Source organism: Microbacterium sp. NPDC079176 (assembly GCF_040686675.1).
Taxonomy (GTDB): Bacteria; Actinomycetota; Actinomycetes; order Actinomycetales; family Microbacteriaceae; genus Microbacterium.
Map to the genome: position 1 here is coordinate 21,838 of NZ_JBFBLM010000006.1, position 23,726 is coordinate 45,563.

26 protein-coding genes are annotated in these 23,726 nt (G+C 66.0%); 12 read left to right on the top strand and 14 right to left on the bottom strand.

The window, feature by feature from the left end:
- Positions 1–38: 38 nt before the first annotated feature.
- Positions 39–1,361: a bifunctional o-acetylhomoserine/o-acetylserine sulfhydrylase gene (locus AB0P11_RS14960; protein ID WP_056278296.1), complete on the bottom strand. Its 1,323-nt coding sequence runs from the start codon at positions 1,359–1,361 to the stop codon at positions 39–41.
- 1,695 nt (positions 1,362–3,056) lie between these two features.
- Here AB0P11_RS14960 and AB0P11_RS14965 point away from each other — a divergent pair.
- The 5 genes from AB0P11_RS14965 to AB0P11_RS14985 all read left to right on the top strand — a co-directional run bounded on the left by AB0P11_RS14965 (position 3,057) and on the right by AB0P11_RS14985 (position 5,249).
- Positions 3,057–3,584: a hypothetical protein gene (locus AB0P11_RS14965; RefSeq protein WP_363522749.1), complete on the top strand. Its 528-nt coding sequence runs from the start codon at positions 3,057–3,059 to the stop codon at positions 3,582–3,584.
- Positions 3,581–4,000, top strand: coding sequence for a hypothetical protein (locus AB0P11_RS14970; protein ID WP_363522751.1), 420 nt, complete (start codon positions 3,581–3,583; stop codon positions 3,998–4,000). The genes AB0P11_RS14965 and AB0P11_RS14970 overlap by 4 nt, the downstream gene beginning before the upstream one ends.
- Positions 3,997–4,143 (top strand): hypothetical protein, encoded by a 147-nt coding sequence (locus AB0P11_RS14975; protein WP_363522753.1) that lies wholly within the window; start codon positions 3,997–3,999, stop codon positions 4,141–4,143. The genes AB0P11_RS14970 and AB0P11_RS14975 overlap by 4 nt, the downstream gene beginning before the upstream one ends.
- Positions 4,140–4,361: a hypothetical protein gene (locus tag AB0P11_RS14980; RefSeq protein WP_363522755.1), complete on the top strand. Its 222-nt coding sequence runs from the start codon at positions 4,140–4,142 to the stop codon at positions 4,359–4,361. The genes AB0P11_RS14975 and AB0P11_RS14980 overlap by 4 nt, the downstream gene beginning before the upstream one ends.
- A 327-nt stretch (positions 4,362–4,688) precedes the next feature.
- Entirely contained in the window at positions 4,689–5,249 is a 561-nt protein-coding gene (locus AB0P11_RS14985; RefSeq protein ID WP_363522757.1) for a recombinase family protein, read from the top strand.
- Positions 5,250–5,312: 63 nt separating this feature from the next.
- Here AB0P11_RS14985 and AB0P11_RS14990 read toward each other — a convergent pair whose 3' ends face one another.
- The 3 genes from AB0P11_RS14990 to AB0P11_RS15000 all read right to left on the bottom strand — a co-directional run bounded on the left by AB0P11_RS14990 (position 5,313) and on the right by AB0P11_RS15000 (position 8,517).
- Positions 5,313–5,462: a hypothetical protein gene (locus tag AB0P11_RS14990; RefSeq protein WP_363522759.1), complete on the bottom strand. Its 150-nt coding sequence runs from the start codon at positions 5,460–5,462 to the stop codon at positions 5,313–5,315.
- Between the two features lie 1,165 nt (positions 5,463–6,627).
- Positions 6,628–7,689, bottom strand: coding sequence for a tyrosine-type recombinase/integrase (locus AB0P11_RS14995; protein WP_363522761.1), 1,062 nt, complete (start codon positions 7,687–7,689; stop codon positions 6,628–6,630).
- 237 nt (positions 7,690–7,926) lie between these two features.
- Positions 7,927–8,517, bottom strand: coding sequence for a TetR/AcrR family transcriptional regulator (locus AB0P11_RS15000; protein ID WP_053095691.1), 591 nt, complete (start codon positions 8,515–8,517; stop codon positions 7,927–7,929).
- 34 nt (positions 8,518–8,551) lie between these two features.
- On the opposite strand from AB0P11_RS15000, the gene AB0P11_RS15005 reads away from it, so the two are divergent.
- From AB0P11_RS15005 to AB0P11_RS15020, 4 genes are read left to right on the top strand one after another with little or no spacing between them, the layout of a single operon-like run.
- Positions 8,552–9,538, top strand: coding sequence for a DMT family transporter (locus tag AB0P11_RS15005; protein WP_082586555.1), 987 nt, complete (start codon positions 8,552–8,554; stop codon positions 9,536–9,538).
- Positions 9,532–10,314, top strand: coding sequence for an SDR family oxidoreductase (locus AB0P11_RS15010; RefSeq protein ID WP_171821902.1), 783 nt, complete (start codon positions 9,532–9,534; stop codon positions 10,312–10,314). Before AB0P11_RS15005 ends, AB0P11_RS15010 begins: the two co-directional genes overlap by 7 nt.
- A gap of 2 nt (positions 10,315–10,316) precedes the next feature.
- Positions 10,317–11,027 (top strand): uracil-DNA glycosylase, encoded by a 711-nt coding sequence (locus tag AB0P11_RS15015; protein WP_053095692.1) that lies wholly within the window; start codon positions 10,317–10,319, stop codon positions 11,025–11,027.
- Positions 11,028–11,031: 4 nt separating this feature from the next.
- Complete coding sequence (locus AB0P11_RS15020; protein WP_053095693.1) at positions 11,032–11,649, top strand: GNAT family N-acetyltransferase; 618 nt, start codon at positions 11,032–11,034, stop codon at positions 11,647–11,649.
- 9 nt (positions 11,650–11,658) lie between these two features.
- Here AB0P11_RS15020 and AB0P11_RS15025 read toward each other — a convergent pair whose 3' ends face one another.
- The 6 genes from AB0P11_RS15025 to AB0P11_RS15050 form a co-directional block, all read right to left on the bottom strand.
- Positions 11,659–12,453: an ABC transporter ATP-binding protein gene (locus AB0P11_RS15025; protein WP_363522765.1), complete on the bottom strand. Its 795-nt coding sequence runs from the start codon at positions 12,451–12,453 to the stop codon at positions 11,659–11,661.
- The gene (locus AB0P11_RS15030) at positions 12,450–13,241 is read right to left on the bottom strand and encodes an ABC transporter ATP-binding protein (protein ID WP_363522767.1); all 792 of its coding nucleotides are present in this window, start codon (positions 13,239–13,241) and stop codon (positions 12,450–12,452) included. The genes AB0P11_RS15025 and AB0P11_RS15030 overlap by 4 nt, the downstream gene beginning before the upstream one ends.
- The gene (locus tag AB0P11_RS15035) at positions 13,238–14,104 is read right to left on the bottom strand and encodes an ABC transporter permease (RefSeq protein WP_053095695.1); all 867 of its coding nucleotides are present in this window, start codon (positions 14,102–14,104) and stop codon (positions 13,238–13,240) included. The genes AB0P11_RS15030 and AB0P11_RS15035 overlap by 4 nt, the downstream gene beginning before the upstream one ends.
- Positions 14,104–15,051: an ABC transporter permease gene (locus AB0P11_RS15040; protein ID WP_053095696.1), complete on the bottom strand. Its 948-nt coding sequence runs from the start codon at positions 15,049–15,051 to the stop codon at positions 14,104–14,106. The genes AB0P11_RS15035 and AB0P11_RS15040 overlap by 1 nt, the downstream gene beginning before the upstream one ends.
- A gap of 13 nt (positions 15,052–15,064) precedes the next feature.
- Positions 15,065–16,585 (bottom strand): ABC transporter substrate-binding protein, encoded by a 1,521-nt coding sequence (locus AB0P11_RS15045; RefSeq protein ID WP_187249457.1) that lies wholly within the window; start codon positions 16,583–16,585, stop codon positions 15,065–15,067.
- Between the two features lie 94 nt (positions 16,586–16,679).
- Positions 16,680–17,606: an alpha/beta hydrolase gene (locus tag AB0P11_RS15050; RefSeq protein WP_363522770.1), complete on the bottom strand. Its 927-nt coding sequence runs from the start codon at positions 17,604–17,606 to the stop codon at positions 16,680–16,682.
- Positions 17,607–17,777: 171 nt separating this feature from the next.
- On the opposite strand from AB0P11_RS15050, the gene AB0P11_RS15055 reads away from it, so the two are divergent.
- The 3 genes from AB0P11_RS15055 to AB0P11_RS15065 are packed head-to-tail and all read left to right on the top strand — an operon-like array spanning position 17,778 to position 19,483.
- Positions 17,778–18,260 carry a carboxymuconolactone decarboxylase family protein gene (locus AB0P11_RS15055; RefSeq protein WP_363522772.1) on the top strand — a complete coding sequence of 161 codons (483 nt, stop codon included), beginning with the start codon at positions 17,778–17,780 and terminating at the stop codon, positions 18,258–18,260.
- Positions 18,257–18,979 (top strand): tyrosine-protein phosphatase, encoded by a 723-nt coding sequence (locus AB0P11_RS15060; RefSeq protein ID WP_363522774.1) that lies wholly within the window; start codon positions 18,257–18,259, stop codon positions 18,977–18,979. Before AB0P11_RS15055 ends, AB0P11_RS15060 begins: the two co-directional genes overlap by 4 nt.
- 33 nt (positions 18,980–19,012) lie before the next feature.
- Entirely contained in the window at positions 19,013–19,483 is a 471-nt protein-coding gene (locus tag AB0P11_RS15065) for an SIP domain-containing protein (protein WP_053095701.1), read from the top strand.
- Positions 19,484–19,496: 13 nt separating this feature from the next.
- On the opposite strand, the gene AB0P11_RS15070 is transcribed toward AB0P11_RS15065, so the two are convergent.
- The 4 genes from AB0P11_RS15070 to AB0P11_RS15085 all read right to left on the bottom strand — a co-directional run bounded on the left by AB0P11_RS15070 (position 19,497) and on the right by AB0P11_RS15085 (position 23,662).
- Entirely contained in the window at positions 19,497–19,943 is a 447-nt protein-coding gene (locus AB0P11_RS15070; protein ID WP_053095702.1) for a hypothetical protein, read from the bottom strand.
- On the bottom strand, positions 19,940–20,743 hold the full coding sequence (locus AB0P11_RS15075) for an arginase family protein (RefSeq protein WP_056278317.1): 804 nt from the start codon (positions 20,741–20,743) through the stop codon (positions 19,940–19,942). The genes AB0P11_RS15070 and AB0P11_RS15075 overlap by 4 nt, the downstream gene beginning before the upstream one ends.
- Positions 20,744–20,811: 68 nt before the next feature.
- Positions 20,812–21,555 (bottom strand): PspA/IM30 family protein, encoded by a 744-nt coding sequence (locus AB0P11_RS15080; RefSeq protein WP_053095704.1) that lies wholly within the window; start codon positions 21,553–21,555, stop codon positions 20,812–20,814.
- Between the two features lie 55 nt (positions 21,556–21,610).
- A complete protein-coding gene (locus AB0P11_RS15085) occupies positions 21,611–23,662 on the bottom strand; it encodes a TPM domain-containing protein (RefSeq protein WP_363522777.1) in 2,052 nt (683 codons plus the stop codon).
- Positions 23,663–23,726: the final 64 nt, after the last annotated feature.

The following is a 23,726-nucleotide window of genomic DNA, read 5'->3' on the forward strand; positions in this document are numbered from 1 at the left end:
GAGCCGAAGCCCGGGGCACTTGCTCTGGGTGATGGCGGTCAGGCGCGAGCGGCCTCCGACACGCGGCGAGCCGCGGCGAGTGCCTCGTCGAGGTCTGCCTTGAGGTCGTCGATGTTCTCGATGCCCACCGACAGTCGCACGAGGCCGGGGGTGACGCCGGCCGTGAGCTGCTGCTCGGGCGTGAGCTGCGCGTGGGTGGTCGACGCCGGGTGGATGACGAGAGAGCGCACGTCGCCGATGTTCGCGAGGTGGCTGAACAGCGACAGGCTGTTGACGAACTCGCGACCGGCTTCGACGCCGCCCTTGAGCTCGAACGACAGCACCGCGCCGACGCCCTTGGGCGCGTACTGGTTCGCCTTGGCGTACCAGGGCGACGAGGGCAGGCCAGAGTAGTTGACGGATGCCACGTCGTCCCGGCTGTCGAGCCACTCGGCTATCTCCTGGGCGTTCTGCACGTGACGCTCGATGCGCAGCGACAGCGTCTCGATGCCCTGGATGAGGTTCCAGGCGCTCTGCGGCGCGATGGCCGAGCCGAGGTCGCGGAGCAGCTGCACCCGGGCCTTGATGATGTAGGCGAGCGGGTCACCGACCGCGGCGGTGTAGCTCGCGCCGTGGTACGACGGGTCGGGCTCGGTGAGGCCGGGGAAGCGCTCGACGTTCTTCGACCACTCGAAGGTGCCGCCGTCGATGATCGCGCCGCCGATGGTGGTGCCGTGGCCGCCGAGGAACTTGGTGACCGAGTGCACGACGATGTCGGCCCCGTGCTCGAACGGGCGGATCAGGTACGGAGTCGCGATCGTGTTGTCGACGATCAGCGGGACGCCGCCCTCGTGCGCCACGTCTGCGACGGTGCGGATGTCGAGGATGTTGATCTGCGGATTGCCGATGGTCTCCGCGAAGAAGAGCTTGGTGTTCGGTCGCAGCGCGCGGCGCCACTCCTCGGGGTCGTCCTGGTTCTCGACGAACGTGACCTCGATGCCGAGCTTGGCGAGCGTGTACTTGAACAGGTTGTACGTGCCGCCGTAGATCGAGCTGGACGAGACGATGTGGTCACCGGCCTGCGCGATGTTCAGCACAGCGAACGTCGACGCCGCCTGACCGCTGGCGAGGACGAGGGCTCCGGTGCCCCCCTCGAGCGCCGCGAGGCGCTGCTCCAGGACGTCCTGCGTCGGGTTCTGGATGCGGGTGTAGATGTTGCCGAACTCCGCCAGGGCGAACAGGTTCGCGGCGTGATCCGCGCTGTCGAACACGTAGGACGTGGTCTGGTAGATCGGAGTGGCGCGGGCCTTGGTCACGGGGTCGGGAGCAGCGCCGGAGTGGATCTGCTTGGTCTCGAAACGCCAGGTCTCGGGTGCGGACATGTGTTCCCCCTGGAACTGTTGGAAGGTCGATTCGACTGATGTCGTTGATGCGACAGTACGGAATATCGGAAGTTGTCAACAGTGGGTGGGAAATGTGACGTAACACGCTGAGGCCCCTATTTTCTAGAAACTCAGCCCCTCTCCAGGTGCCTTCAGGGTACGGCAGTTGGCACAAGTTGGCACGCGGACCCACGGGGCTGAGGTTGCGCCGACCGCGCGGAACAGTGATGTTGACCATCCGTAAGGAAGCCGGATCACCGGTTTCGGCGTGTCGCGGGGTTGAGTGATCGATAGGTATATGCATGGAAATTCTCGATGCCCTCGCCACGATCCGCTCCCTCGCCGCGCTCCCAGCACCCCGACGCCGCCACTTGGCCGCACTAGTCGCGGACGCGCCCACCGACCCCGACCGACGCCGCATCTTGCGTCAGGCACGAGAGGAAGAGCGTCGGGTACGCGAGAACCTGGAGGCCGATCTCAAGGCCGAACTAGCCTCTCGCAGGGCACAGGCCGAGACCGTGGCTGAGACGCCCGAACAGGCCCCTCAGCGGGCCTCTAGGCGCGTTGACAGGACCGATGGCACCACGCCCGAACACCGTCCCGTAACGGTGACGTGGGGAACGGCGACGAAGACCGCTACGCCTGAGCAGGTACGAGAGCGTAAGCCCCTGATGAGTGCAAATCGTAGATACGACGATAAAAAACCCAAGGCACCGGCAACTTCGAAACCGAAGGTCGAGAGGAAGCGCGGCCCTGAGCACGGATTGACGGGATATGTCACCAGAAGATGCCGATGTGAAATCTGTGTGGCAAGCAAGGCAGAGAGCCGCCGCAGAGGAAAGACGAAGCGTTCTGGTAAGTAGCTCGCTCGGACGAACTGCGACACCGGGCATAAGAATAGGGCCGCGACGGAAACAAGAAAATACGTCGCGGCCCCCTGTGTGGGTATCAGCCTCATCTAGTGTATCGCGAATATCTTCGCGCACTCCCGCAATTGGGTAGAAAATAATCACCACTTGGGGCCGTCCGTTCCAGAATGTGCAGGACAATTGATTTAGAGAGCTTTCGCGAGAGCCTAACTTCGCGATACAAGTATCAGCCAATTGAAAACGTGACGCGACTACACGAACGGTAGAGACCCGCTGTAGGCGACAGTGTGAACAAGATAGCCGTTCCGAGAAGATAGCTCTGGTCCTTGCTCAAGGCAGACCCGGAGAGACCAACTGATACACGAGCGTCTTCTGATCCCCGGTCCTGACAGCCCTCGTGCTGTGGATGCGGCTCCGTTACCTTGACAGGTTCATAGCTCATTCCCCTCTGTCCATAGATAGCTCTATCTCTGGCAGGGGGGATTTTCACCACCCCTTGAGCAGGGAGATTCTTTCATTAGAATTCATGATTATGAGCTTCGCCATCACAATGAGAGGCAAAGTAGTTAGGGATATCTCTTAAACAAGAACAAAGTACCCCTATGCCTACTTCTCAAAGAAAGTTCAAAGAAAACAGTCGTTTACAGCCGCATAGTCGATTGAACGTGGGAGAATTGTAGTAAGGAAAGCAAAAGGAACTGGCGGAATCGTCGCCGAAAACCTTAGTACCAGCCTCTTGGTTTCTGATGGGGGGAACTCGCGGGCGGTATACCCCAGCCCCGGATAGTAGCCGCGAGTTCCGCATAAACATAGGAAGAATGGCCCAATGGTCAGACAGTCTACAATTCGAACCCACCCACAGGTGGAGCTAATTGAGCGTGCCATTAGCGAGGGCGTACCGGCAGTAGAGATCGCTCGACGCTACAACGTCTCACCAAGCGCTATTGCACGCCACAAATCCAAGCGATTGGATGCCCTCGCGCAGGTGCTGGACGACGACACCCCCGACACGTCAGAGGTTCTAGGACGTATCGCTGACCTGGCTGACAGTGCTACCCGCTCCCGCAAGCTCGCAGACGTGAGTGGTACGGCCTCAGTACGTGCCCGAGCGCAGACGGTCGAGCTATCGGCCCTCAGTACTTTGCTTGATCGGCTCGGGGTGGATGATCTCGACACTGCACGCATGGCACAGGGTGCCGGTTTGCTCGTACAGGTGATCCGTCAACTGGTGGAAGCTCACCCCGACCTTCTCCCCGAAGCACTACGACTCATCCGGGAACAACACGAAGACTTTTCAGATCTGGCCGATGCTCTGGCCGCACACATGAGGGCAAGGAAGCAGAAGACAGCATGACCATTCAGGACCGACTACCGATCACCGCTTGGGTGCGCTCTACCGGGCTAACGCTCCCCGGCGTGCCGTCCTCAGAGACGAGCACCACCACGGGCAGGGTGATGAAGCAGGGCGAGACGTTCGAGATCACCCCCGAACTTTTCGCTGAGACCCTAGATCGAAATGGGAACTCGTTCCTAGATCTCGATGAGGCGGCGCAAGTCCAGAGGTATGGCCGGGTGCTCTGGAGCGAGGGCGAGCCACCGGCTGACATGGCGATCGGCGGGGACGACGACCTTGTGATGCTGGAGAAGGGTCTAGCGGCCCTCAAGTACGCGAAGGCGATCAGTGACCCGAGTGAGAGAGCCGCCGCCGTGAAGGCCGTTTTTGACGAGTACGGCCAGTACATGACGAGTCTTTACCCCGAATTCCGATGAGCATCACCGAGGAAGCGCTCATGTCCCTTCTCGGGGTAGTTGGAGACATCCACGCGGGGCGCATCGCCGCCTCTGAGAACGATATTGAACTACTCGTGTGGACTCTCGAAGTCCTCGCCACCCTCGGAGATGAGAACAGATGAGCGATCCAAACATCATCCGCATGATCCATGCGATGCGACCTCAGGAAGCCGCCGCCATCGAAGAGCAGAAGCAGTTCTTCCAGTGGACGGAAGCGGACATCGCGAAGACCCTCGACCCCGATAACGCTGAGGTCAAGCGACTGACCTCCGCTCCAGAGATCTCGCCCGAGATCGCCCGCTTGCTCCAGATTGCTAACGAGGAGTCTCCGAAGACCTAATGCCACCGTGCCGGGGTGATGTGTTCAGGCCTATCTCCGCCCCCGGCACGGTTCTATCGTCCCCCTCCCGATCTGCTTTTTCGTCGAGGTCCAGTCGGGAGGGCGGACCCCAATTCCTCAGCGTTATGGGAATCCCGCTGAGGAACCTCCACACACAGCCCCGGCAGGGCTTTTACTTCTTTCACCTGCCGGGGCCGTTCTCTGCCGTCTCACAAACGATGGTCCAGTGAGAGTGCCGGGATGGCGCTGATCCGGGGGAGATGGATGTTTCAAAACTATCTCGCATAACCTCTTGCTATGAGAGTTGGGTATTGAGACACTAAAGGCATGGCGATCATCGGATACACGCGAGTCAGCACCAAGGATCAAGACACGTCCCTCCAGGATGCGGCAATGGCGGAAGCAAAGGTGGATCGGGTCTACACCGATCACGGGGTGAGCGGCACCCTGGCATCGCGTCCCGAACTCGATAAGGCGCTCGACCGGCTGGACCGAGGAGACGTTTTTGTCGTGTGGAAGCTGGATCGATTGGGGCGCAACACGAAAAACGTGCTGGAGGTCATCGAGACTCTGATCGACAGGGGAGTGACCTTCAAGAGCCTGACCGAACAGATCGACCTCAGCGCCGGTCCTATGGGTAAGGCGATGCTGACGATCCTCGCGGCCTTCGCAGAGCTTGAGCGGGCCACGATGACAGAGCGCACCCGCGCAGGACTGGACGCCGCGAAGGCTAAGGGAAAGGTGGGAGGCCGCCCCTCAGTGGTCGACCCCAAGAAGCTTGCTCGAATCAAGAAGCTGACAGCATCGGGTGATCACTCCCGCGCCGATATCGCGGAGATGGTGGGGATCAGCCGGGCCACTCTCTATCGAGTGCTTCAATCCCTGTGACCGGGCACGCAAAGGGGCGTCAGCTACCTTCCCCGGAAGACCGACGCCCCTCGCGTTGACTGCTTAGCTCAGGCGGGCGCACTCCGCGCACTTGGGCTTGCCACCGGTGCCAGAGCGGCGGTTCTCGCGCTCGATGTTGTTGCCGGTGTTGCAGTTGGTGTTGTTGTGGTGGACGCTCTGCTTGATCGAGTGCCAAGCGCTGGTTACTGACATGATTCGTACTTTCCGAACCACCGGAAGCTCTCACCCGTGAGTAGCATCCCGCAACAGTTGCGATCCGCCCTCCCACAGGGCTTAGTCTCGAACGTGATCCGCTACGATCGCCCTCGACCCCGAGCATCCCTGACCTCATTCCGAGAACGGTGTGCCCTCGGGGTCTTGGTGCTTCTGGGGCCAGTATTCATGGTTAATCCACACATTGGACGACTCGACACGCCGAGAACCAATAACGATGACGTTACCCAGCTTCCTCTAAGGTGCGACTCGCTCCACTCCGACTTCTAGAACATACTTTCGAACAGCGGTAATCTGGACCTCTGAAAGTGGGGTTTCGGATGGGAACGGGCGAGCGGGTCAAGGCCGCGAACGACATGCGTTCGTACCGGGCCTCAGTCATCGCCGCATCCAAGCGCGGCCCGCTCCAATCCCTCACGGATCGAGAGCTAGCCCTGAGGGATACCCCCGTGACGGTCTACCCTCGCAACCTCCAACGGAGGGTGCGGGTTTGGGTCCGCTTCGGTGCTGAAGCCATCCAGGTGGACGCCAAGCTCATGCGCTCCACGCCGCTCGCGGCTGGTATCGAGTTCTCCGCTGAGGGGCAAACCTTCAGATGTTGGGTCTGGGGCGGCGCTGTGCAGGTTGCCCAAGATCCCTAGACAGAGTGAAGGCGGGCACTGGGAGTTCAACAGTGCCCGCCTTCGTTAATGTTCTATGTGGCAGTCACCTATGACTGCATCGTGCCGAGGCTCCCATCTCGCAACGATTCCCATGTGCGCGTGCCGCATTCATGGCACCCGACTCCGACTATTGCGCGATGCTCCTCATCATTCACGCACGCGATCTCCGACTCAATTTCGTGAAGTTCCCCGAACATCCCCATGTCCTCTGTTTGGTGGACTGAATTGCGATGAAGGGGAACCTCGTATTAACAGGGTACGGGCGCTCAACCCCTTTTCGCCGCTCAGGTGGTAATTCACTGTCTGAGTAACGGGTCTAGCGAAGTGGACTCAGCGGGTCATATTCGGTGCTGAGCGCGGCTGAGGACCGCTGAGCGCGGTTACGCACAGAGTGCACAGAGTAGGTACGCCTACAAACTCACAGCCCGCTCCCAGCATTCTGCGAAGGGGAAGCTGTGGATAAGTCGGTGCAGAAGTGTGGATTACAACTTGAGCTGGCTGACGATCTGCTTCTCGCGCTCGGGGGATGCGTGCTGGTAGCGCATCGCACTGGCGATGTCGGTGTGCCCTGCCCGCTCCATGACCTCGCGCAGGGTCGCGTGCTTGCCGTATTCCGTCAGGTGGATGTGACGAAGATCATGAATGTTCACGTTGCTCAGTCCTACCGACTCCCTGAGCGCGATCCAGCGCTCGCGGTACTTGTGATACGTCAGTTGTGTCCCGCGCTTGTTCAAGAAGATCGGCGTATCCGGGTAGGGCACTCGATGCCGTGCGAGCGCCCTCAGCGCGTCTGTGGACTCTTCAGGCATAACGAGTATCCTTCTGCCCTCAGGGTGCGCCTTGGTGCCCCGCTGGACCCCGTAGACGGTCAAGTGCTTGGTGATAGACACTGTGCCCTCATCCAGGTCTACATCGCTCCAGGTGAGGGCGAGGAGTTCACCAATCCTCATCCCGGTACCGAGAAGTACCCAGATGCTTGCGAGCATCTGTTGATCATCACAAACCATCATCATCATCTTGATGTCATCGGTAGGCACGAGTGAGCGGGGCTTGGAGAAATCCTTGCTCGCGCCCTCGATCATGCACGGGCTGGAAGGTACCTTGCCGAGACGAACGGCACGCTTGAAAACGGCGCTCATGGTGCCGTAGGCCTGTTTGCGGCTATTGGGTTTGTCCGCCATTGATGCCCACCATTTCACAACCATCGAGTACGTGATGTCCGCGAGCGCGATGTTCTCGAACCTCTTCAGATGAGCGTCCAAGTTCCACAAGTGATAGTGATACGTACTGTCGGTGAGCTTGTGGCGACGGCTCTGAATGACTTCGAGCGCGAACTTCCCGAACTTCTCTCGACCGCGAGGAATCGGGGCACGGGCTACCTCCTGAGGTTCTTGGAACAGCCCCGCCTGAAACTTGAGCACCACGATCTTGGCTTCGTCCTCTGTGGCATAGGTGCCAAGGCTCACGTATGCGCCGTCATCCCACGCCCGCACCTGCCAGCACCCAGACGGCAACAGCCGAATCCTTGGTTTCTTGTCTCTCATTGGTCTTCCTCTCATCGAGAGGTAGAACCCAGCTAGTTGGCACGGTTGCCTCTCTTCGTATCTATACGCATGAGAGGGGCAAAATCCCAGAAATCTCGGGACCGTTTAGTTGGCACGACTTGGCACGCCCGCCACCGACGACCGTCTAGCCGCGTGGTTGCGCGGATCAGCCGCTATGGGTGGGAAATGTGACGTAATGAACACCGGCCGGATCCCGGCGCCGGTGCGCGTGCGGGTTCAGGGCCGGCCGAGCAGCCTCGCCGCCCACGTGCGAGCGATCGCGAACGGCTCGGCGAACGTCGTCATCCCGACCGTGACGATCGCGCCCTCGTACAGCAGCATCATCGCCTGTGCCATCGCCTGCGGATCGGTGATCCCCGCTTCGCTGCAGAGCTCCTCGAACAGATCGAGGAGCCAGGCCTTCTGGCGAGACACCTCGGGGAACACCGGGTGGTCGTCGTTGCCCTCGCCGATCTCGGCTCGGGCGTTGATCGCGCTGCATCCCTTCGGGCTGTTCTCGTCGGACCAGGAGATCGCGGCGTCGAAGACCGCGAGCACACGGTCGGCGCCGGGATCGGGCACCCGGGCGAGCTGGCCGGCGACGTGGTCGCGCCACCGCGCATCCCGGTGCTGGAGGTAGGAGACGACCAGCGCCTCCTTCGACCCGAAGCGGTCGTAGAGCGTCTTCTTCGTGACTCCGGCCGCCTCGGCGATCGTGTCGACCCCGACCGCGTGGATGCCTCGCTCGTAGAACAGTCGGGATGCGGCGTCGAGAACGCGCCGCCCTCCGGGCGTGAGCGGGACGAGTTCGGGAACGGACGAGGTCATGCGGACGACTATACCAGTCTGTATAGTCGGCATCATGAGTAAACAGATCGGTGTACTTCCGGTCGTGACGACGGCGACCGCCGCGACCGCATTCGTCGTGACCTGGAGCTCGGGGTTCATCATCCCGGCGTTCGCCACCGTCGAGGTCTCGCCCCTGACGCTCCTCGTGTGGCGGTTCGCGCCCCTGGCCGTCGCGCTGCTCGTGCTCGTCGTCGTCTCAGGAGCGGCGACGGGGATGCACCGACGTGAGCTCCGGATCCAGGCTTCGATAGGGATCTTCGCGCAGTTCGGCTACTGCATCGCGGTCTACGGTGCCGTCGCCGCAGGCATCGCCACCGGCACCGTGGCTCTCATCGACGCGGTGCAGCCCCTGGTGGTGGCTGTGCTCGTCGGGCCCATCCTCGGTCTGCGTGTGCGCGGAGCTCAATGGGTCGGGCTCGGAGTGGGCGCGATCGGAGTGCTGCTCGTCGTCCAGTCGCAACTCGGCGCCACCGAGGCTCCACCTGCGGCCTATGCGCTGCCGGCCGTCGCCATGGTGTGCCTCATCGTCGGCACCCTGCTGCAGCGGAAGACCGGGGTGCAGACCGGCGTGCTCGTGACGCTGACCGTCCACGTGACGGTGACGGCGGCGCTGCTCGTGGTGATCGCGGCGGTGACGGGGACGCTGGTTCCGCCCGCCTCCGGATCGTTCTGGCTCGCCGTGGTGCTGACCGCGGCCGCTCCGACGCTCGCCGCATACGGTCTGTACTGGTGGCTGCTGAAGCGCATCGGCATCACCGCCCTGCAGGCGCTGCTCTTCCTGATCGCGCCGACGACGTCACTGGCCGGAACCATCCTGCTGGGGGAGCCTCTGACGATCCTCACGATCGCCGGATTCGCCCTGTGCGGAGCCGGGGTCGCACTCGTCCTCGTCTCCGAGGTCCGGTCGGCGCGCGTCGACTCCCGACGCGGCGCGTCGACGCGACCCGACGATGCGCAGCGGCTTTCGCGGCCGGAACATCGTACGGTGGAGGAATGGTGAACAGGCGTGCAGTGGTGACGGGTGCGAGTTCGGGTATCGGACAGGCGACGGTGCGCGCGCTGCGCGCCCGCGGCTGGGGGGTCGTGGGAGTCGCGCGACGGGCGTCCCGACTGGAGGCGCTCTCGGCGGAGACCGGGGCGTCGACGATCGCGTGCGACCTGACGAACCCGGAAGCCGTCGCAGCGCTGGTCTCGGAGCTCGAGGATTCGGGACCCGTGCACGCTCTCGTGCAGGTCGCGGGCGGAGCGCGAGGCACGGATCGCATCGAGAACGCGTCGATCGATGACTGGCAGTGGATGTACGACGCGAACGTGCTCTCGAGCCAGCGTCTGGTGGCGGGGCTCCTGCCTCTGCTTCGTCGGGCAGCCGCCGCGGACGGTCACGCGGACACCGTGTTCGTGACCTCGACGGCCGCCCAGGTGGCCTACCCGGGCGGCGGAGGCTACAACGCCGCCAAGGCCGCGCAGGCCATGCTCGTGCACGCCCTCCGTCTCGAGTTGAACGGCGAGCCGATCCGCGTGTCCGAGATCGCTCCCGGAATGGTGCACACCGAGGAGTTCACGCTCAACCGTCTGGGCGGAGACGCGGTCGCGGCAGAGGCCGTGTATTCGGGCGTCGAGGCGCCGCTGCGTGCCGAGGACGTCGCCGACGTGATCGCCTATGCCCTCGACGCGCCCGCTCATGTGAATCTCGACCTCGTCACGATGCGACCCGTCGCGCAGTCGGCCAACCATCTTCTCGCCCGCGGACCGCTGCGCGTGCGGCCGATCGACTGAGGATGACCGCGCGCACTCTCGCCGAGCTCGCCGGCGACGGTCTCATGGACCCCGAATGGGCGGACGCACTCGCTCCGGTTCAGCAGACGATCACCGCCCTCGGGGAGCGGCTGCGGGAGGAGCAGGCCGCAGGACGCGGTTATCTTCCCGCGGGCGATCACGTGCTGCGCGCCTTCGAACGCCCGATGTCCGACGTCAAGGTGCTCATCACCGGTCAGGACCCGTATCCGACTCCCGGGCACCCGATCGGGCTGTCGTTCGCCGTCGACCATGACGTGCGGCCGCTGCCGCGCAGCCTGGGGAACATCTACCGGGAACTCGAGAGCGATCTCGGCATCCCGCCTGCCCCGCACGGAGATCTGTCCGCGTGGAGCGACCAGGGGGTCCTGCTGCTCAACAGGGTGCTGACCGTGCGGCCCGGCGAGGCCGGCTCCCATCGCCGCTGGGGATGGGAGCAGGTGACCGAGCTCGCGATCCGCGCACTCGTCGCGCGGGACCAGCCGCTCGTCGCGATCCTGTGGGGCAAGGACGCGGCGAATCTGCAGCCCCTCCTCGGCGAGACCCCCGTGATCGCCTCGGCGCACCCGTCTCCGCTCTCCGCACGGCGCGGATTCTTCGGCTCTCGGCCGTTCTCGCGAGCGAACGAGCTGCTCGACGGGCTCGGTGCGAGTCCGATCGACTGGCGCGTCGGCGAAGCGCCCCCTCTAAGCTGATCGCATGCAGTTCGAGCCCGGTGATCGCCGCCGTGTGCTGCCGCGCCATCTGCGCCCGCAGCCCGAACCCGACGTGTTCTCGTACTCGATCCGCCCCGCACGTTCGGGCGACCTCCCGTACGTGCGCGAGATCTACAACCATTTCGTCAGCAATTCGGTGGTCACTCTCGATGAGCGGCGCAGCAGCATCCCCTACTGGCGTGAGAAGTTCGCGCTGCTGAGCAAGCTCGGCCTGCCCTTCCTGGTGGCGGTCTCGCCGGCGGGGGTCGTGATCGGGTACGCGCTGGCGCAGCCGTGGGCGGGCAAGAACGCGTACCGGTACACGGTCGAGGACTCGATCTACCTCGGCCCGGGAGCCGGCGGCAAGGGGCTCGGAGCTGCGCTGCTGCAGGCGCTCATCGACGCCTGCGAACAGCTCGGCATCCGCGAGATGGTGGCCGTGATCAGCGACACGAAGGCCGACGCCTCGATTCGGCTCCACGCGAAGCTCGGCTTCGTCGAGGCCGGACGGATGGGCCGAGTCGGGCACAAGTTCGGCCGCGACCTCGGGACTGTCTACATGCGCCGCGCGCTGCGTCCCAGCCGTCGACGGAAGTTCTTCAGCACGAGCTCGGCACGCTGACGACCCTGCTCACGACGGGGGAGCGGGGATCACGGGGATCGCGGCGAGGAGATCCTTCGTGTAGTCCTGCGTCGGGCGCAGCAGCACGTCCGCGGTGGATCCTCGCTCGACGACGGCGCCGTCCTTCATCACGACCACCGTGTCGCACAGGTTCTGCACCACGCCAATGTCGTGCGACACCAGGACGAGCGTCAGGTCGGCGCTGCGTCGCAGCTCGATCAGGAGCTCGAGGATCTGAGCTCGCACGGTCACGTCGAGCGCCGACAGGGGCTCGTCTCCGACGAGGATGCGGGGTCGATGCACGATGGCGCGGGCCAACGCGATCCGCTGCCGCTGCCCTCCCGAGAACTCATGCGGGTAGCGGTCGCCCATCTCGGGTTCGAGGCCGACCTGCTCGAGCACGTCGCGCACGCGCGCGCGGTGGTCTCCCTCGATGCCGAGCGCCCAGAGAGGCTCGCGGATGATCTGGGCGGCGGTCATCCGAGGGTCCAGCGATGCGTACGGGTCCTGGAACACGAGCCCGGTCTGACGGCGCAGCCAGTGCAGCGAGCGGGCGGATGCCGCGGCATCCACGGCTCTTCCATCGACGGTGACGGTGCCGGACGTCGGACGGTCGAGTCCGAGCAGCAGTCTGACGAGCGTCGATTTCCCCGACCCGGATTCGCCGATGATCCCGACGGACGACCCCTCGACGATGTCGAGGTCTGTCGGTGCCAAGGCTGTCTGCCTGCGCGTCGGCTCGAAGGCGGAGCGCTTGGGGATCACGAAGTCACGCCGCAGAGACCGCGCCTCGATCAGGCTCATCGCGTGCCTCCCTCGGGCCGCCACAGGGTCGCGGTCGCGTCGCGGAGCAGCCCCTGGGTGATCGGCGACGTCGGGGCGGTGAGGAGCGTGCTCACGGGAGCCGCCTCGACCACGTGGCCGTCTTCGAGGACCACGCCCTCGGTCGCGACCTGAGCGAGGACGGCGAGATCGTGGGTGATGAACACGAGTGACATGCCCTGCTCCTCGACGAGGTTCAACAGCAGAGCGAGGATCTCGGCTTGGATCGTGACGTCGAGAGCGGTCGTCGGCTCATCGGCGATGAGCAGACGCGGTCGGCACGCGAGCGCCATCGCGATCGCCACACGCTGCCTCTGACCGCCGGACAGCTGGTGCGGATACCGATCGACGATCGACGTCGGGTCGGGCAGGCGCACGCGAGCCGCCTCCTGGATCGCTCGCTCTCGGGCCTCTCGTCGACCGGTGCCCTCGTGGATGCGGATCGACTCGGCGATCTGCCTGCCGACCGTGCGGATCGGGTTCAGAGCGGTGCGCGGCTCCTGGAAGACGATCCCGATCTCGTCACCGCGCAGGCGTGCGAGCTCGCGATCCGGCATTCCGATCAGCTCGGTGCCGTTCCAGCGGATGCTGCCGCTCGCGGTCGCGCCGTCGGGAAGGAGCCCGAGAACGGCCAGGGCGGTCAAGGACTTGCCGGATCCGGATTCGCCGATCAGGCCCAGGCGCGATCCGTCCGGCACCTCGAACGAGACGCCGTCGACCACCGGCCGTCCGTCGATGCGGACGACGAGGTCGGTCACTTCGAGACTCATGCGATCACCGCCGGCGTGTGGATCTCGGCGGCGCGATGGCGCAGCGTGGGATCGGTGGCCTCGCGCAGGCCGTCGCCCAGGAGGTTGAGAGCGAGCACCGTGATCGTGATCGCGAGGCCCGGCCAGATGACCGAGAGGGGATGCACGCCGATGTAGCGCTGGAGATCGGCGAGCAGCAGCCCCCAGCTCGGCTCCACCACCGACGCGCCGAAGCCCAGGTACGACAGTCCCGCTTCGGCGAGCACGGCGACCGCCATCGACCACGACAGCTGCACGATGAACACCGGCGCGACGTTGGGCAGCAGGTGGCGTGCGAGGCTCTGACCGGTCGTCAGGCCGGAGGCCCGCGCGGCGAGGACGAAGTCGCTCTGCTGCACGCGGCGCAGCTCTGGTCGGGTGACGCGAGCGATGTTGACGCCGAAGCCGATGCCCACCGACCAGATCACCACCCAGAGCGAGCCGCCCCAGACCGACGAGATCATCATCGCGATGAGCAGCACGGGGAAGGCGATCAGGATGTCGACGAGCACGGCCACCGTCTCACGCAGCCACCGTGCCGTGAGCGCGCCGAGCGCGGCCAGGGCGATGCCGACGACCGTGGCGACGAGCCCGGCGCCGATGCTCACGAACACCGTCGTCCGAGACCCCGCCATGAGCAGACTGAGGATGTCGCGCCCGGTGTCGTCGGTGCCGAGCAGATGGGGCCAGCCGGGGACACCCCAGCGAGCCGCCAGATCGGACTCCTGCGGGTCGAACGGCGTCCAGAACAGCGAGACGAGCGCCGTGAGAGCGACGATGGCGACGACGATCAGACCGAATCGCCCGGTCGCGGTCCGCCACAGTCTCGACAGCCAACCGGACATCAGGCCTCCCTCTGCCGAGGATCGATCGCACGATGGACCAGATCGACGAGGAAGCCCACCACGAGCACGAAACCGGTGAGCACGAGCAGCTCGCTCTGCACCTTGACGAGGTCGCGCGTTCCGACGTCGGCCACGAGCATCCGCCCGATACCCGGGAGGGTGAACAGCTGCTCGATGACGACCGAGCCGACGATGATGCCCGCGACCTGCAGTCCGAGGACAGTGATGATCGAGAGTCCGACTGCCGGTATGCCGTGGGAGATGAGTGCGCGCGTGCGGGTGAGTCCCTTGGCGGCGGCGGTGCGGACGAAGTCCTGTCCCGCAGCCTGCAGGGTCGCACTGCGCACGAATCTCATGAGCATCGCGCCCTCGACGATGCCGATCGTGAGAGCGGGCAGCAGCAGCGATTCGATCGCTCGCCAGGGCGTGCTCCACCCGGTGCGGGGAAAGCCCTGCGGGGGAAGCCAGCCGAGCCAGACCGAGAAGACGACGATGAGCATCATGCCCGCCCAGACGACGGGCACCGCGGCGAGAGCCTGCGCGCCCACGCTCAGCGCCGTGCCTCCGCGACCGCCACGACGCAGCGCGGCCAGGATGCCGAACGGCACGGCGATGAGGACGGCGATGAGCAGGGAGAGGATGCCGAGCGGGACCGTGACCTGCGCCTTCTCGAGCAGCTCCTCGCCGACCGAGGCGCCCGAGAGGAGCGACGTGCCAAGATCGCCGCGGAAGATCCCGCCGATCCACTCCGCGTACTGCGCGGGGAGAGGACGGTTCAGACCGAGGGATTCGCGAAGGGCCTCCACCTCGTCGGGGGAGGCCTGCGTGCCCGCGATCAGCTGCGCGACATCGCCGGGGAAGACCCTGAGGGTCAGGAAGATCACCGCACTCGAGACGAGGAGCCCTGCGATGAGCAGGGCTCCTCGAACGAGCGCGTAGCGGATCACGACGTGCGCGTCATCACTTCTCGGTGGCCACGGTCACCCCGGCCAGGTTGATGCGGGAGTTGATCGAGTCCTCGGGGAAGCCGGTCACGAGCGGGCTCACGGCCGTGATGGTCGCACCGTTGTACAGCCAGTCCGCCGCGTGGTCCTCGGACACGATGCGCGCGGCTTCGGCGAGCAGGTCCGCGGACTTGTCGGGATCGACCTCGGCCAGCGCCTCGGTGTACAGGCCCTGCACCTCGGCGTTGTCGTAGCCGAAGTAGTAGTCGGGGTTCGCGAAGTTGCCGAAGTCACGCGGCTCGACGTGCAGCACGAAGCTGAGGTCGTAGTCGTGGTTGGTGTAGACGTCCTCCAACCAGGCCGGGAACTCGACGGAGTCGACATCGAGGGTGACGCCGACCTTCTGGAAGTCCGAGATGAGCACCTTGGGGACCGTCGTTCCGTAGAAGCTGGGGATCGTCAGGGTGAGCTCGAGATCCTCCTGGCCGGCTTCTGCAAGCAACTCCTTCGCCTTCTCCGGATCGTAGGAGACGACATCGGAGAGGTCCTCGTAACCGGGGTCCAGCTCGGGGATCGGTCCGTACAGGGTGGATCCCGCACCGACGGCCTCGACGAGAGCCTCGTGATCGATCGCGAGGCGGAGTGCCTCGCGTACCCGCACGTCGTCGAGAGGCGCCTTGGCGTTGTTGAACGCGAGCGTGGCCTTGTCTGTGGTGCGGCCGGTCGTGAGGGTGAAGTCGCCGGAATCCTCGAGCTGCGGGGCGAGATTCGGGTCGACGGCTGTGAGAACCTGAACCCCGCCGTCGAGAGCGGTGTTCACTCCGGCGGTGAAGTCGGGGATGTACTGGAACTCGACCTCGGCGACTCCCGCCGGTTCGCCCCAATAGGCGTCGTTGCGGGCGAAGGTGATGGCGCTGCCCTTGTTCCACCGAGTCAGGGTGAAGGGGCCGGTTCCGTTCTCGGCGGTCTTGAGGTCGGTCGTGTCGCCCGTCTGGAAGACGAGACCCGCAGGCCCGGTGAGCGAGAACAGGAAGTTCTGGTTCGGCTCCGTGAGCACGATCTGCACCGTCGCGGGGTCCGGGGCGGTGATAGAGGCCACCGAGGCGAACTCGGCGTTGCCCTGCAGCGTCGCGTCCGTGCGGACGGCCTCGTACGAGGCGACCACGTCGGCCGAGGTGAGTGCGGTTCCGCTGTGGAACGTGATGCCCTCGTTGAGGGTGAACGTGTAAGTGAGTCCGTCGTCGGAGACCTCGTAGTCCGAGGCGAGGCGGGGCACGATCTCGTTCTCCTGCGTCCGGCTGATCAGACCCTCGTAGATGTTGTCGATGAGGATCTGCTCGAGGGCGGCGCCGCTGGTGTGACGGATGTCGAGATTGGTGGGTTCGAGGACGAGCCCCACCTGGAGCGTCGCGTCGGGATCGGGCTCTCCGACGGGCTCAGTGGTCTCGGGCTCTGCGGCACCCGCGCAGGCGGTGAGGACGATGGCGCTCGCCGCGATGGCGGAGATCAGCGCGAGTCGTCGCGTACGTCGGAACATGGGTTGTTTCCTCTCGGTGCGGCAGTTGCTGTGTGCCGATGGATCGAGCCTAGGGATGTGTCGGGTGGGTGAGGGCGGAATGTGGAACGGAACGTCACATTCCGTGCGGCGGGAGCGAGGACGAGATCACTGCGGCGAGCTGCCCGGGCGCGGTCTCCTGAACGTTGTGGGTGGCCTGGACGTCGACCACGCGGGCCTGGGGCAGACGATCGGCGAACTCCTGCGCATCCGCTGCGGTCACGAAGCCGTCGATGGCGCGGAGGAGCGTGAGGGGTGCCGACGTCTGCGAGAGATCCTGCCAGCCGGTGGTGTGAAGTGCGGACGGCGCCGAGACGTCGCCGCGGTCGTGCGCAGCGAGCGTCTGGGCCGCGAGGTGCGCGAAGTGGTGCTTCCACTCGACGCGGCCGTCGGCGCGCACGCGGGTGTTCAGGAACACGCCCCGCTCGGTGTCAGACCTGGCGCCCCCGAACCCGAACGAGATCGCACGGTCGACGAGCTCGTCGCGCGTCTCGAAATCCGTGGGGCCGGCGTAGAACTCGCGTAGGGCGGCGGGCCCGGCGGACGTGTCGATGCCCGGGGTGATGTCGACCACGATCAGCTCCGACACGAGGTCGGGACGGGCAGCGGCAAGAGCTGCGCCGGTGAGGCCGCCGAGCGAGTGGCCCACGACCAGCTGCGGGGCGTCCGTCCAGGCGTCGAGCGCCGCGGCGACGTCGAGGGCGAGAGTGCGAGGGGTGTAATCGAGGTCGTCGCGCCACGACGAGTCGCCGTGACCGGCGAGGTCGATCGCCAGCACCGGCTGCTGGAGCGCGAGCACCGTCGTGTCCCACGTGTGCGCATTGAGACCGGCGCCGTGCAGCAGTGTCACTCGAGGCGCCTCGTCGCCGAATCGCAGCGCGCTCACCTGGCGGCCGTCCGGCAGGGGCAGCGTCACGCGTCGAACGGACGGTTCGGAGACCCCCATCGTCTGCGCCTGTGCGGGAAGATAGCTGAACTCGCTGGTGTCGATCGCCACCTGCATATTCTGCTCTGCTTCGAGGGTGGTGGGGAAATGCGGGAGCATTATGTATGCCGTAACCCGGCTCACCCTTGGCGAAAAGGTATCAAATCGGCTCTGTCATTTCGCGCTCTGCATTCTCGCTTCTTGTGAGCGGCTCGCCAGCTTGAGTGCGCAACGGAATATCATTGAGCCATGAGCGAGACGCGAGTGAACCTCTCAAAGACCGAGCCGGCGGCCTACCAGGCGCTCGACGCCTTCGCCCGCACCGTGGGAGACATCTGCGCAGCCAACGGGATCGACGATCGGCTCAAGGAGATCGTGATGATCCACTCGTCGCAGCTCAACGGGTGCAGCTACTGCACGCGTCTGCATGTGGATCGCGCGCTCAAGGCGGGCATCGACACCGACACGCTCATGCAGATCGCGACGTGGCGCGAGAGCAATGTCTTCAGTGACCGCGAGGAAGCCGCGCTCGAGCTCGCCGAGGCTTTCACCTTCATCTCCGAGGAGGGCATCTCCGACGACGTGTACGACCGGGTCGGTGGAGTGTTCACCGAGAAGGAGTACGCGGCACTGAGCTGGGCCTGCATCTCGATCAACGCCTTCAATCGAGTCGTGATCGCCGGAAGGTACCCGGTTCCGCCGCGCTCGCCGCAGGCGCAGGCGCAGGCATGAGCGTTCTCGAGGTCGACGGGGTCAACAACTTCCGCGACGTCGGAGGGATGCTCGCAGACGGTGGTCGGATCCGTTCGGGCGTGCTGTTGCGATCCGGCCAGCTCTCGGCGGCGACCACTGCCGGGGTGAACGAGGTCCGTCGCCGCGTCGCTCACATCGTCGATCTCCGCGACGGCGAAGAGGTCGCTGCAGAGCCGACCGAGATCGAGGGTCCCGACACCACTCACCTTCCGCTGTTCCTCGGATCCGTGCGGTCGTTCTTCGAGACGGACACGAGCCTGGAGGATCTCTACCTGCACCTGCTCGAGGAGAGCGGAGATCGGCTCGTCGCCGCGATCCGCATCATCGCCGAGGGGGAGCCGACTCTCGTCCACTGCACGGTCGGCAAGGACCGCACAGGGGTGACCGTCGCGCTCGCGCTCGCCGCAGCGGGCGCCGACCGTGAGGCGATCGTCGCGGACTACGCGCTCACGGAGTCGCTGCTGCCCGCCGAGCGGTCGCAGCGCATCGCCGCGTACCTGAGGTCGCAGCATCCGCAGGCGGTGCACGCCGTCGCTCTGGCGACGCAGTCGCCGGCACCGGTGATGCGGGCGCTGCTCGAGCAGGTCGACGAACGTTGGGGTTCGGCCGCCGGCTATCTGCGCGCGAACGGGATGACGGACCAGGAACTCGAGTCTCTGCGACGCGCACTGGTGGAAGAAGTCCCCGAGCAAGGTTAGGCAACCCTTCATGTGCTGTATGATGGATGCATCATGGAGACCTTCCTCGAGACCCGCAGCACGCGTGCCGAGCGCCGCGCCGCACGTCGCCGTGCTCACCACCTGGTGACGGCCGACGAGCACTCGCTCACCGAGCTCGAGGTCTTCCTCGCCACTCTGCCGCTGTGCGCGTCGGGTCGGATCTTCATCGAGGTCGCCGACGCGTCCGACATCGGCGTGATCGAAGCCCCTGGACGCATGACGGTCACGTGGCTCGCTCGATCCCAGCGATCGGGCGCACCGGGAAGCGGGCGAGCGTGCGCACCCGGCGAGGCTCTCGCCCGAGCGACCTGCGCGTGGGCAGACGAGATGCTCTGCGACGACGAACTCGACACCCACGTCACCCTTCTCGGAGGCTTCCTCGGCACGGCTGACATCGTCGAGCACCTGACGGGCGCCCTCGAGATCCAGCCTGCTCAGATCCACGCTCCGGAGCGCTTCGGGCTGCTGCCCGTCGACCGCTGAGCGCCTCCGCGCTCTACGGCCGCGACCTGCTGCGGCGCACGTAGTTGCCGTCTTCCAGGCCTGCCTCGATCTCGAAGCGGTTACGCAGCGGATCCCTGCCCGCGAACAGGTAGAGCACCGGAAGCAGGATGCCGTAGCGTAGCCACTGCGCCTTGTGCACCGCCTCGTGGCGCAGCACGGCGTCGCTCGGACGGGCGTCACCCGTCAGGAAGCAGCCGCCGACGCACACTCCGCCGCGGTTGAACGTCCAGTTCGGCATCCCCTGGAACACCCACAGGCCCGATCGGCGTTCGACGGGACCCGTGCTCCACAGGGACCCCCAGATCCAGCCCACGGACGTGCCCCACCAGTAGCCGATCCGGCTGATCGGCGAACGCAGGAGGAACGCGGGGATCCGGCGGTCGAGTCTCCGACCGCGAGCCACAGCGCGCTCGGCGGCCGGCCGCCAGTCGGACGTCATGCGACGGCTCCGACGAGACGGAGCAGCGCGCCGAGGTCGTCGACCGCGTCAGCGGGTGAGCGAGGGGCGAACCCCGCGATGGTGGCGCCCGCCAGCGGCACACGGGACCGCAGTGCGCGGATCGCGGTGCTCAGACTCGCGGGCGAGAGTCCGAACGGTGCGGGGGAGGAGACGCCGGCGATCTCCGCAGGGTCGAGCACATCGACGTCGATGTGCACCCATACGCGGCGCGCGCCGGTCGCTTCGACCGCGTCGGCGAGAGCGTCGGGCGATTCCAGATCGTCGACGGAGAGCTGGGCGAGGCCGTCGAGGGCGGTGACCTCGTCGTCGTCGAGATTGCGCATGCCCACCGTGACCACCCGATCGCGGGGGATCCCGGGCGAGAGCGCGAGTTGAGGCTCTCCGTCGCCGAGTACCGCGCGGAGCGCCATGCCGGAGAACGCTCCGGAGGGTGAGGTGTCCGGCGTGTGCAGGTCGGCGTGGGCATCGCACCACACGACGGCCAGGTCGTCGGTTCCGCCGGGGAGAGCCGCCAGGGCGGCGACGGTCACGCTGCAGTCGCCGCCGATGATCACGGTGTCGGCGGTCATGCCGGTTTCGACGAGCTCTCGGGTGCGAAGGAGAGCGCTGAGTCGGCGGACGCCGGTGCCGAGGGATTCACCGGCTTCGACCGGCACATCGAGCACCGTGGTCGCGGCACGCGGAAGGTCGCCGGCGATCGCCGAGGCGCCGTCGACGAGCAGCATCGCGCGAGCGGCGGGGGAGCCCTGCCACTGCGGGACGACGAGGAAACGCACCATGGGTGCCTCCAGCTGAGAAAGAGGAGCGGGTGCCTCGGACGCGAGGATCCGAGGCACCCGCAGGTGTGTCAGGAGCCTTCGATGGCCTGGCGAGGGGCGGAGCCGCCCGCCTTCAGCTCGGCGAGACGAGCCTCGACCTCGGTGAGCTCACCGAGGTCTTCGAGGCTCTCGAACTGAGCGTCGAGGCTGGATGCCGCGAGCTCGATCTTGCCCTGGGCGAGGGCCTCCTGACGGCGGACCTTGTCTTCGAAACGTCCCAGCTCGCTGGTGGGGTCGAGGACGTTGATCGAGGAGACCGCATCCTGCACCTTCGTCTGAGCCTCGGCGACCTTGGCGCGGGCGAGCAGCTCGCTGCGCTTGTTCTTCAGCTCGCCGAGCTTGTCCTTCATGCCGTTGAGGCCGGACTTCAGCTTGTCGACGATCTCGGTCTGAGCGGCGATCTGCGGCTCGGCCCCGGTCGCCTCGCGCTCGGCGCTGATCTGGCGCTGCAGAGCGATCTTCGCGAGGTTGTCGAACTTGTCGGCATCGGCGGCGTCGCCGGTGGAGCGCATCTCGTCGGCCTTGCGGCTGGCGGCGAGAGCCTTGTTGCCCCACTCGGTGGCGGCCTGGACGTCTTCCTCGTGGTCGCGCTCCAGCAGACGCAGGTTGCCGATGGTCTCGGCGATGGCCGACTCGGCGTCGGCGATGCTGTTCGTGTAGTCGCGAACGAGCTGGTCGATCATCTTCTGCGGGTCTTCCGCAGAGTCCAGGAGCGAGTTGATGTTCGCGCGGACGAGGGTCGAGATACGTCCGAAGATGGACTGCTTGGTCATGCGTGGTTCCTTTCAGAGGGTCGGACTCGATGTCTGGGGTCGATAGGTGTGCGGTTCAGAAGCGTCGCCCTCCCGAACGGCCGCTGCGGCCGCTGGAGCGGCTGCCGCCGCCTCCGCCGAAACCGGAGCTGCGGAACCCGCCGCCACCGCTGGAACGCCAGCTGCTGCTGCGCGAGGAGCCGCCGCCTCCGCCGCCGCCGCCCGAGAGCAGACCGCCGATGATGCCGCCCAGGATGTCGCCGCCCAGGCCGGAACCGCCGGAGCCTGATCCGCCGCCGAAGATGCTGCCGCCGGCGCCGCCCCATCCGCTCTCATAGCGGCTCGGGCTCATGGCCGCGACATCCGCCTGGGCGGATGAGGTGGCCTGCCGGGCGAGTTCGAGCGCGCGTCCTGCTTCTGCGAGCGCGGTCTCGGGATCCGACGACCGCAGACTCACGGCCTGAGTAAGGGTCGCGTCGGCCTGGGAGAGGCGGGTGCGAGCCGTGGAGCCGACGGTTCCCCGCCGCGTCTCGATGTACTCGCGCGCTGCTCGGATCTCTGAGCCCGCCTGCGTCAGGGTCTGCTCGAGAAGCTGCTGCACGCGTCGCGCCCGTTCCACGGCCTGGGTGCCCTCCGCGATCGCGGCGTCGATCTGCGTGTTCGCCGCGCTGAGCGCTTCGAGCACGCGCTGCGGACTGCGCGATGCTCCGGAGAGGTCGGCCTGCGCACGCTGCAGCTGCTGCGAGGTTGCGGCCGCGACCGCGACGAGCGTGCCTCCGGCGTCAGGCAGCTGCTGTGCCGCGACGATGTCGGCCTGCAGCTCGGCGACGAGAGCCTGCGCCTGCGATTCGATACGGGAGAGTTCGGTGCCCAGCGCGGTGATGGCCTCGACCAGCTGTGTCGCCTGCGCCACCGACTGCTCGGCCGTGCGGATGGCGAACGCCGCCTCGCCGGAGCGACCGGCCGCTATCGCCTGCTGCGCGGCCTCGATCGAGCGGTCGGCCAGGGCTGCCCGCTCCTGAGCCTGTGCCGGGTTGTCGGACACCGTGCTCAGTGCCGATGCGTCGTAGGTGGCGGACAGCGCGGCCAGAGCGGGAGCCGCGGAAGTCAGAAGCGGGACGAGAGCGGCTCGCTCGCCGCGGACTCTGTCGAGTTCCTGTGGTGCGTTCTGCTCGAGCTTGCGGAGCGCGTCGAACGCGTCGGTGTTCTCGTCGAGGACGTCGTCGATCTCGTCGCACAGCCGGATGATGCGGATGTGCCAGGCGCGGCGATCGTGGACGGTGTCCTCGATCTCGTCGTCGAGCTTCTGCTTCAGATCGAAGGCCTCGGACATCTTCGACTTCGCGGTCTCGACTGCTCCGCTGAACTCGGCGGTCGCCGCGTCGCCGAACTGGGCGACGGCGAAGCCGAGCTCCTCGCGGCTCGAGGTGATCGCATCGTCCGCCTGCACGAGTGCGGCCCCCGCCTGCGTCTCCACCTGCTCGTCGGTCAGCGTGGAGAACGGATCGTTCGGATCGGGCGTCTCGGGCATGGCGCCACGCCTGCGGATCGCGGCATTGCGACGCGCGCGGCGAATGAGGGCGATGACCAGCCAGACGATCAGGCCGACCGCGATGACGGCGACCACGATCAGTGTGGCCCGCAGAGCGCCCGCACCGCCGTCGCCCTCGATCTCGTCGGCGGCGAGGACGATCATGCCCTCCCAGTCCTCCTGTGCGGCCAGACCCTGGATCTTGTCTTCCACGTCGTCGAGCTCGCTGTCGCTGAGCGGGCCGTCGGGTGCTGCCGAGATGTAGTAGCTGCGTCCCTCTACCGCGATCGCCAGCAGGTACTGCTCGGAGCCGAGGTTGTTGTTCTCTGCGACGGTATCGGCCCAGGCGACGTTGTCGGTCGGCGAGGTGAAGTCATCGACGAGGACGACGAAGAGATCGGACGAGGAATTGTCGCTGAGCGTCTGGAGTCGAGCCTCGACGGCGTCCTCTTGGCTCGGGCTGAGGACGTCGGCGTCGTCCGTCACGTATCCCGAGTCGAGCGTCACGGGGTCGGTCGCGGAGGCAGCAGATGCGGAGAACGCGGCTGCTGCAGCCGCCGCGGTCAGTGCGGCCAGCGCCAGCCACCGTGTCTTCATCGTGTTCCCTCCGACCGGCAGCCGAGCCCCATGGCACGAGTCTATGCACAGAGGCCGACACGCG

Excerpts from the sequence above, each read along its gene's own strand:
- AB0P11_RS14960 (WP_056278296.1), bottom strand. The coding sequence starts at position 1,361 with ATGTCCGCACCCGAGACCTGGCGTTTCGAGACCAAGCAGATCCACTCC.
- AB0P11_RS14965 (WP_363522749.1), top strand. The coding sequence starts at position 3,057 with ATGGTCAGACAGTCTACAATTCGAACCCACCCACAGGTGGAGCTAATT.
- AB0P11_RS14970 (WP_363522751.1), top strand. The coding sequence starts at position 3,581 with ATGACCATTCAGGACCGACTACCGATCACCGCTTGGGTGCGCTCTACC.
- AB0P11_RS14975 (WP_363522753.1), top strand. The coding sequence starts at position 3,997 with ATGAGCATCACCGAGGAAGCGCTCATGTCCCTTCTCGGGGTAGTTGGA.
- AB0P11_RS14980 (WP_363522755.1), top strand. The coding sequence starts at position 4,140 with ATGAGCGATCCAAACATCATCCGCATGATCCATGCGATGCGACCTCAG.
- AB0P11_RS14985 (WP_363522757.1), top strand. The coding sequence starts at position 4,689 with ATGGCGATCATCGGATACACGCGAGTCAGCACCAAGGATCAAGACACG.
- AB0P11_RS14990 (WP_363522759.1), bottom strand. The coding sequence starts at position 5,462 with ATGTCAGTAACCAGCGCTTGGCACTCGATCAAGCAGAGCGTCCACCAC.
- AB0P11_RS14995 (WP_363522761.1), bottom strand. The coding sequence starts at position 7,689 with ATGAGAGACAAGAAACCAAGGATTCGGCTGTTGCCGTCTGGGTGCTGG.
- AB0P11_RS15000 (WP_053095691.1), bottom strand. The coding sequence starts at position 8,517 with ATGACCTCGTCCGTTCCCGAACTCGTCCCGCTCACGCCCGGAGGGCGG.
- AB0P11_RS15005 (WP_082586555.1), top strand. The coding sequence starts at position 8,552 with ATGAGTAAACAGATCGGTGTACTTCCGGTCGTGACGACGGCGACCGCC.
- AB0P11_RS15010 (WP_171821902.1), top strand. The coding sequence starts at position 9,532 with ATGGTGAACAGGCGTGCAGTGGTGACGGGTGCGAGTTCGGGTATCGGA.
- AB0P11_RS15015 (WP_053095692.1), top strand. The coding sequence starts at position 10,317 with ATGACCGCGCGCACTCTCGCCGAGCTCGCCGGCGACGGTCTCATGGAC.
- AB0P11_RS15020 (WP_053095693.1), top strand. The coding sequence starts at position 11,032 with ATGCAGTTCGAGCCCGGTGATCGCCGCCGTGTGCTGCCGCGCCATCTG.
- AB0P11_RS15025 (WP_363522765.1), bottom strand. The coding sequence starts at position 12,453 with ATGAGCCTGATCGAGGCGCGGTCTCTGCGGCGTGACTTCGTGATCCCC.
- AB0P11_RS15030 (WP_363522767.1), bottom strand. The coding sequence starts at position 13,241 with ATGAGTCTCGAAGTGACCGACCTCGTCGTCCGCATCGACGGACGGCCG.
- AB0P11_RS15035 (WP_053095695.1), bottom strand. The coding sequence starts at position 14,104 with ATGTCCGGTTGGCTGTCGAGACTGTGGCGGACCGCGACCGGGCGATTC.
- AB0P11_RS15045 (WP_187249457.1), bottom strand. The coding sequence starts at position 16,585 with ATGTTCCGACGTACGCGACGACTCGCGCTGATCTCCGCCATCGCGGCG.
- AB0P11_RS15050 (WP_363522770.1), bottom strand. The coding sequence starts at position 17,606 with ATGCAGGTGGCGATCGACACCAGCGAGTTCAGCTATCTTCCCGCACAG.
- AB0P11_RS15055 (WP_363522772.1), top strand. The coding sequence starts at position 17,778 with ATGAGCGAGACGCGAGTGAACCTCTCAAAGACCGAGCCGGCGGCCTAC.
- AB0P11_RS15060 (WP_363522774.1), top strand. The coding sequence starts at position 18,257 with ATGAGCGTTCTCGAGGTCGACGGGGTCAACAACTTCCGCGACGTCGGA.
- AB0P11_RS15065 (WP_053095701.1), top strand. The coding sequence starts at position 19,013 with ATGGAGACCTTCCTCGAGACCCGCAGCACGCGTGCCGAGCGCCGCGCC.
- AB0P11_RS15070 (WP_053095702.1), bottom strand. The coding sequence starts at position 19,943 with ATGACGTCCGACTGGCGGCCGGCCGCCGAGCGCGCTGTGGCTCGCGGT.
- AB0P11_RS15075 (WP_056278317.1), bottom strand. The coding sequence starts at position 20,743 with ATGGTGCGTTTCCTCGTCGTCCCGCAGTGGCAGGGCTCCCCCGCCGCT.
- AB0P11_RS15080 (WP_053095704.1), bottom strand. The coding sequence starts at position 21,555 with ATGACCAAGCAGTCCATCTTCGGACGTATCTCGACCCTCGTCCGCGCG.
- AB0P11_RS15085 (WP_363522777.1), bottom strand. The coding sequence starts at position 23,662 with ATGAAGACACGGTGGCTGGCGCTGGCCGCACTGACCGCGGCGGCTGCA.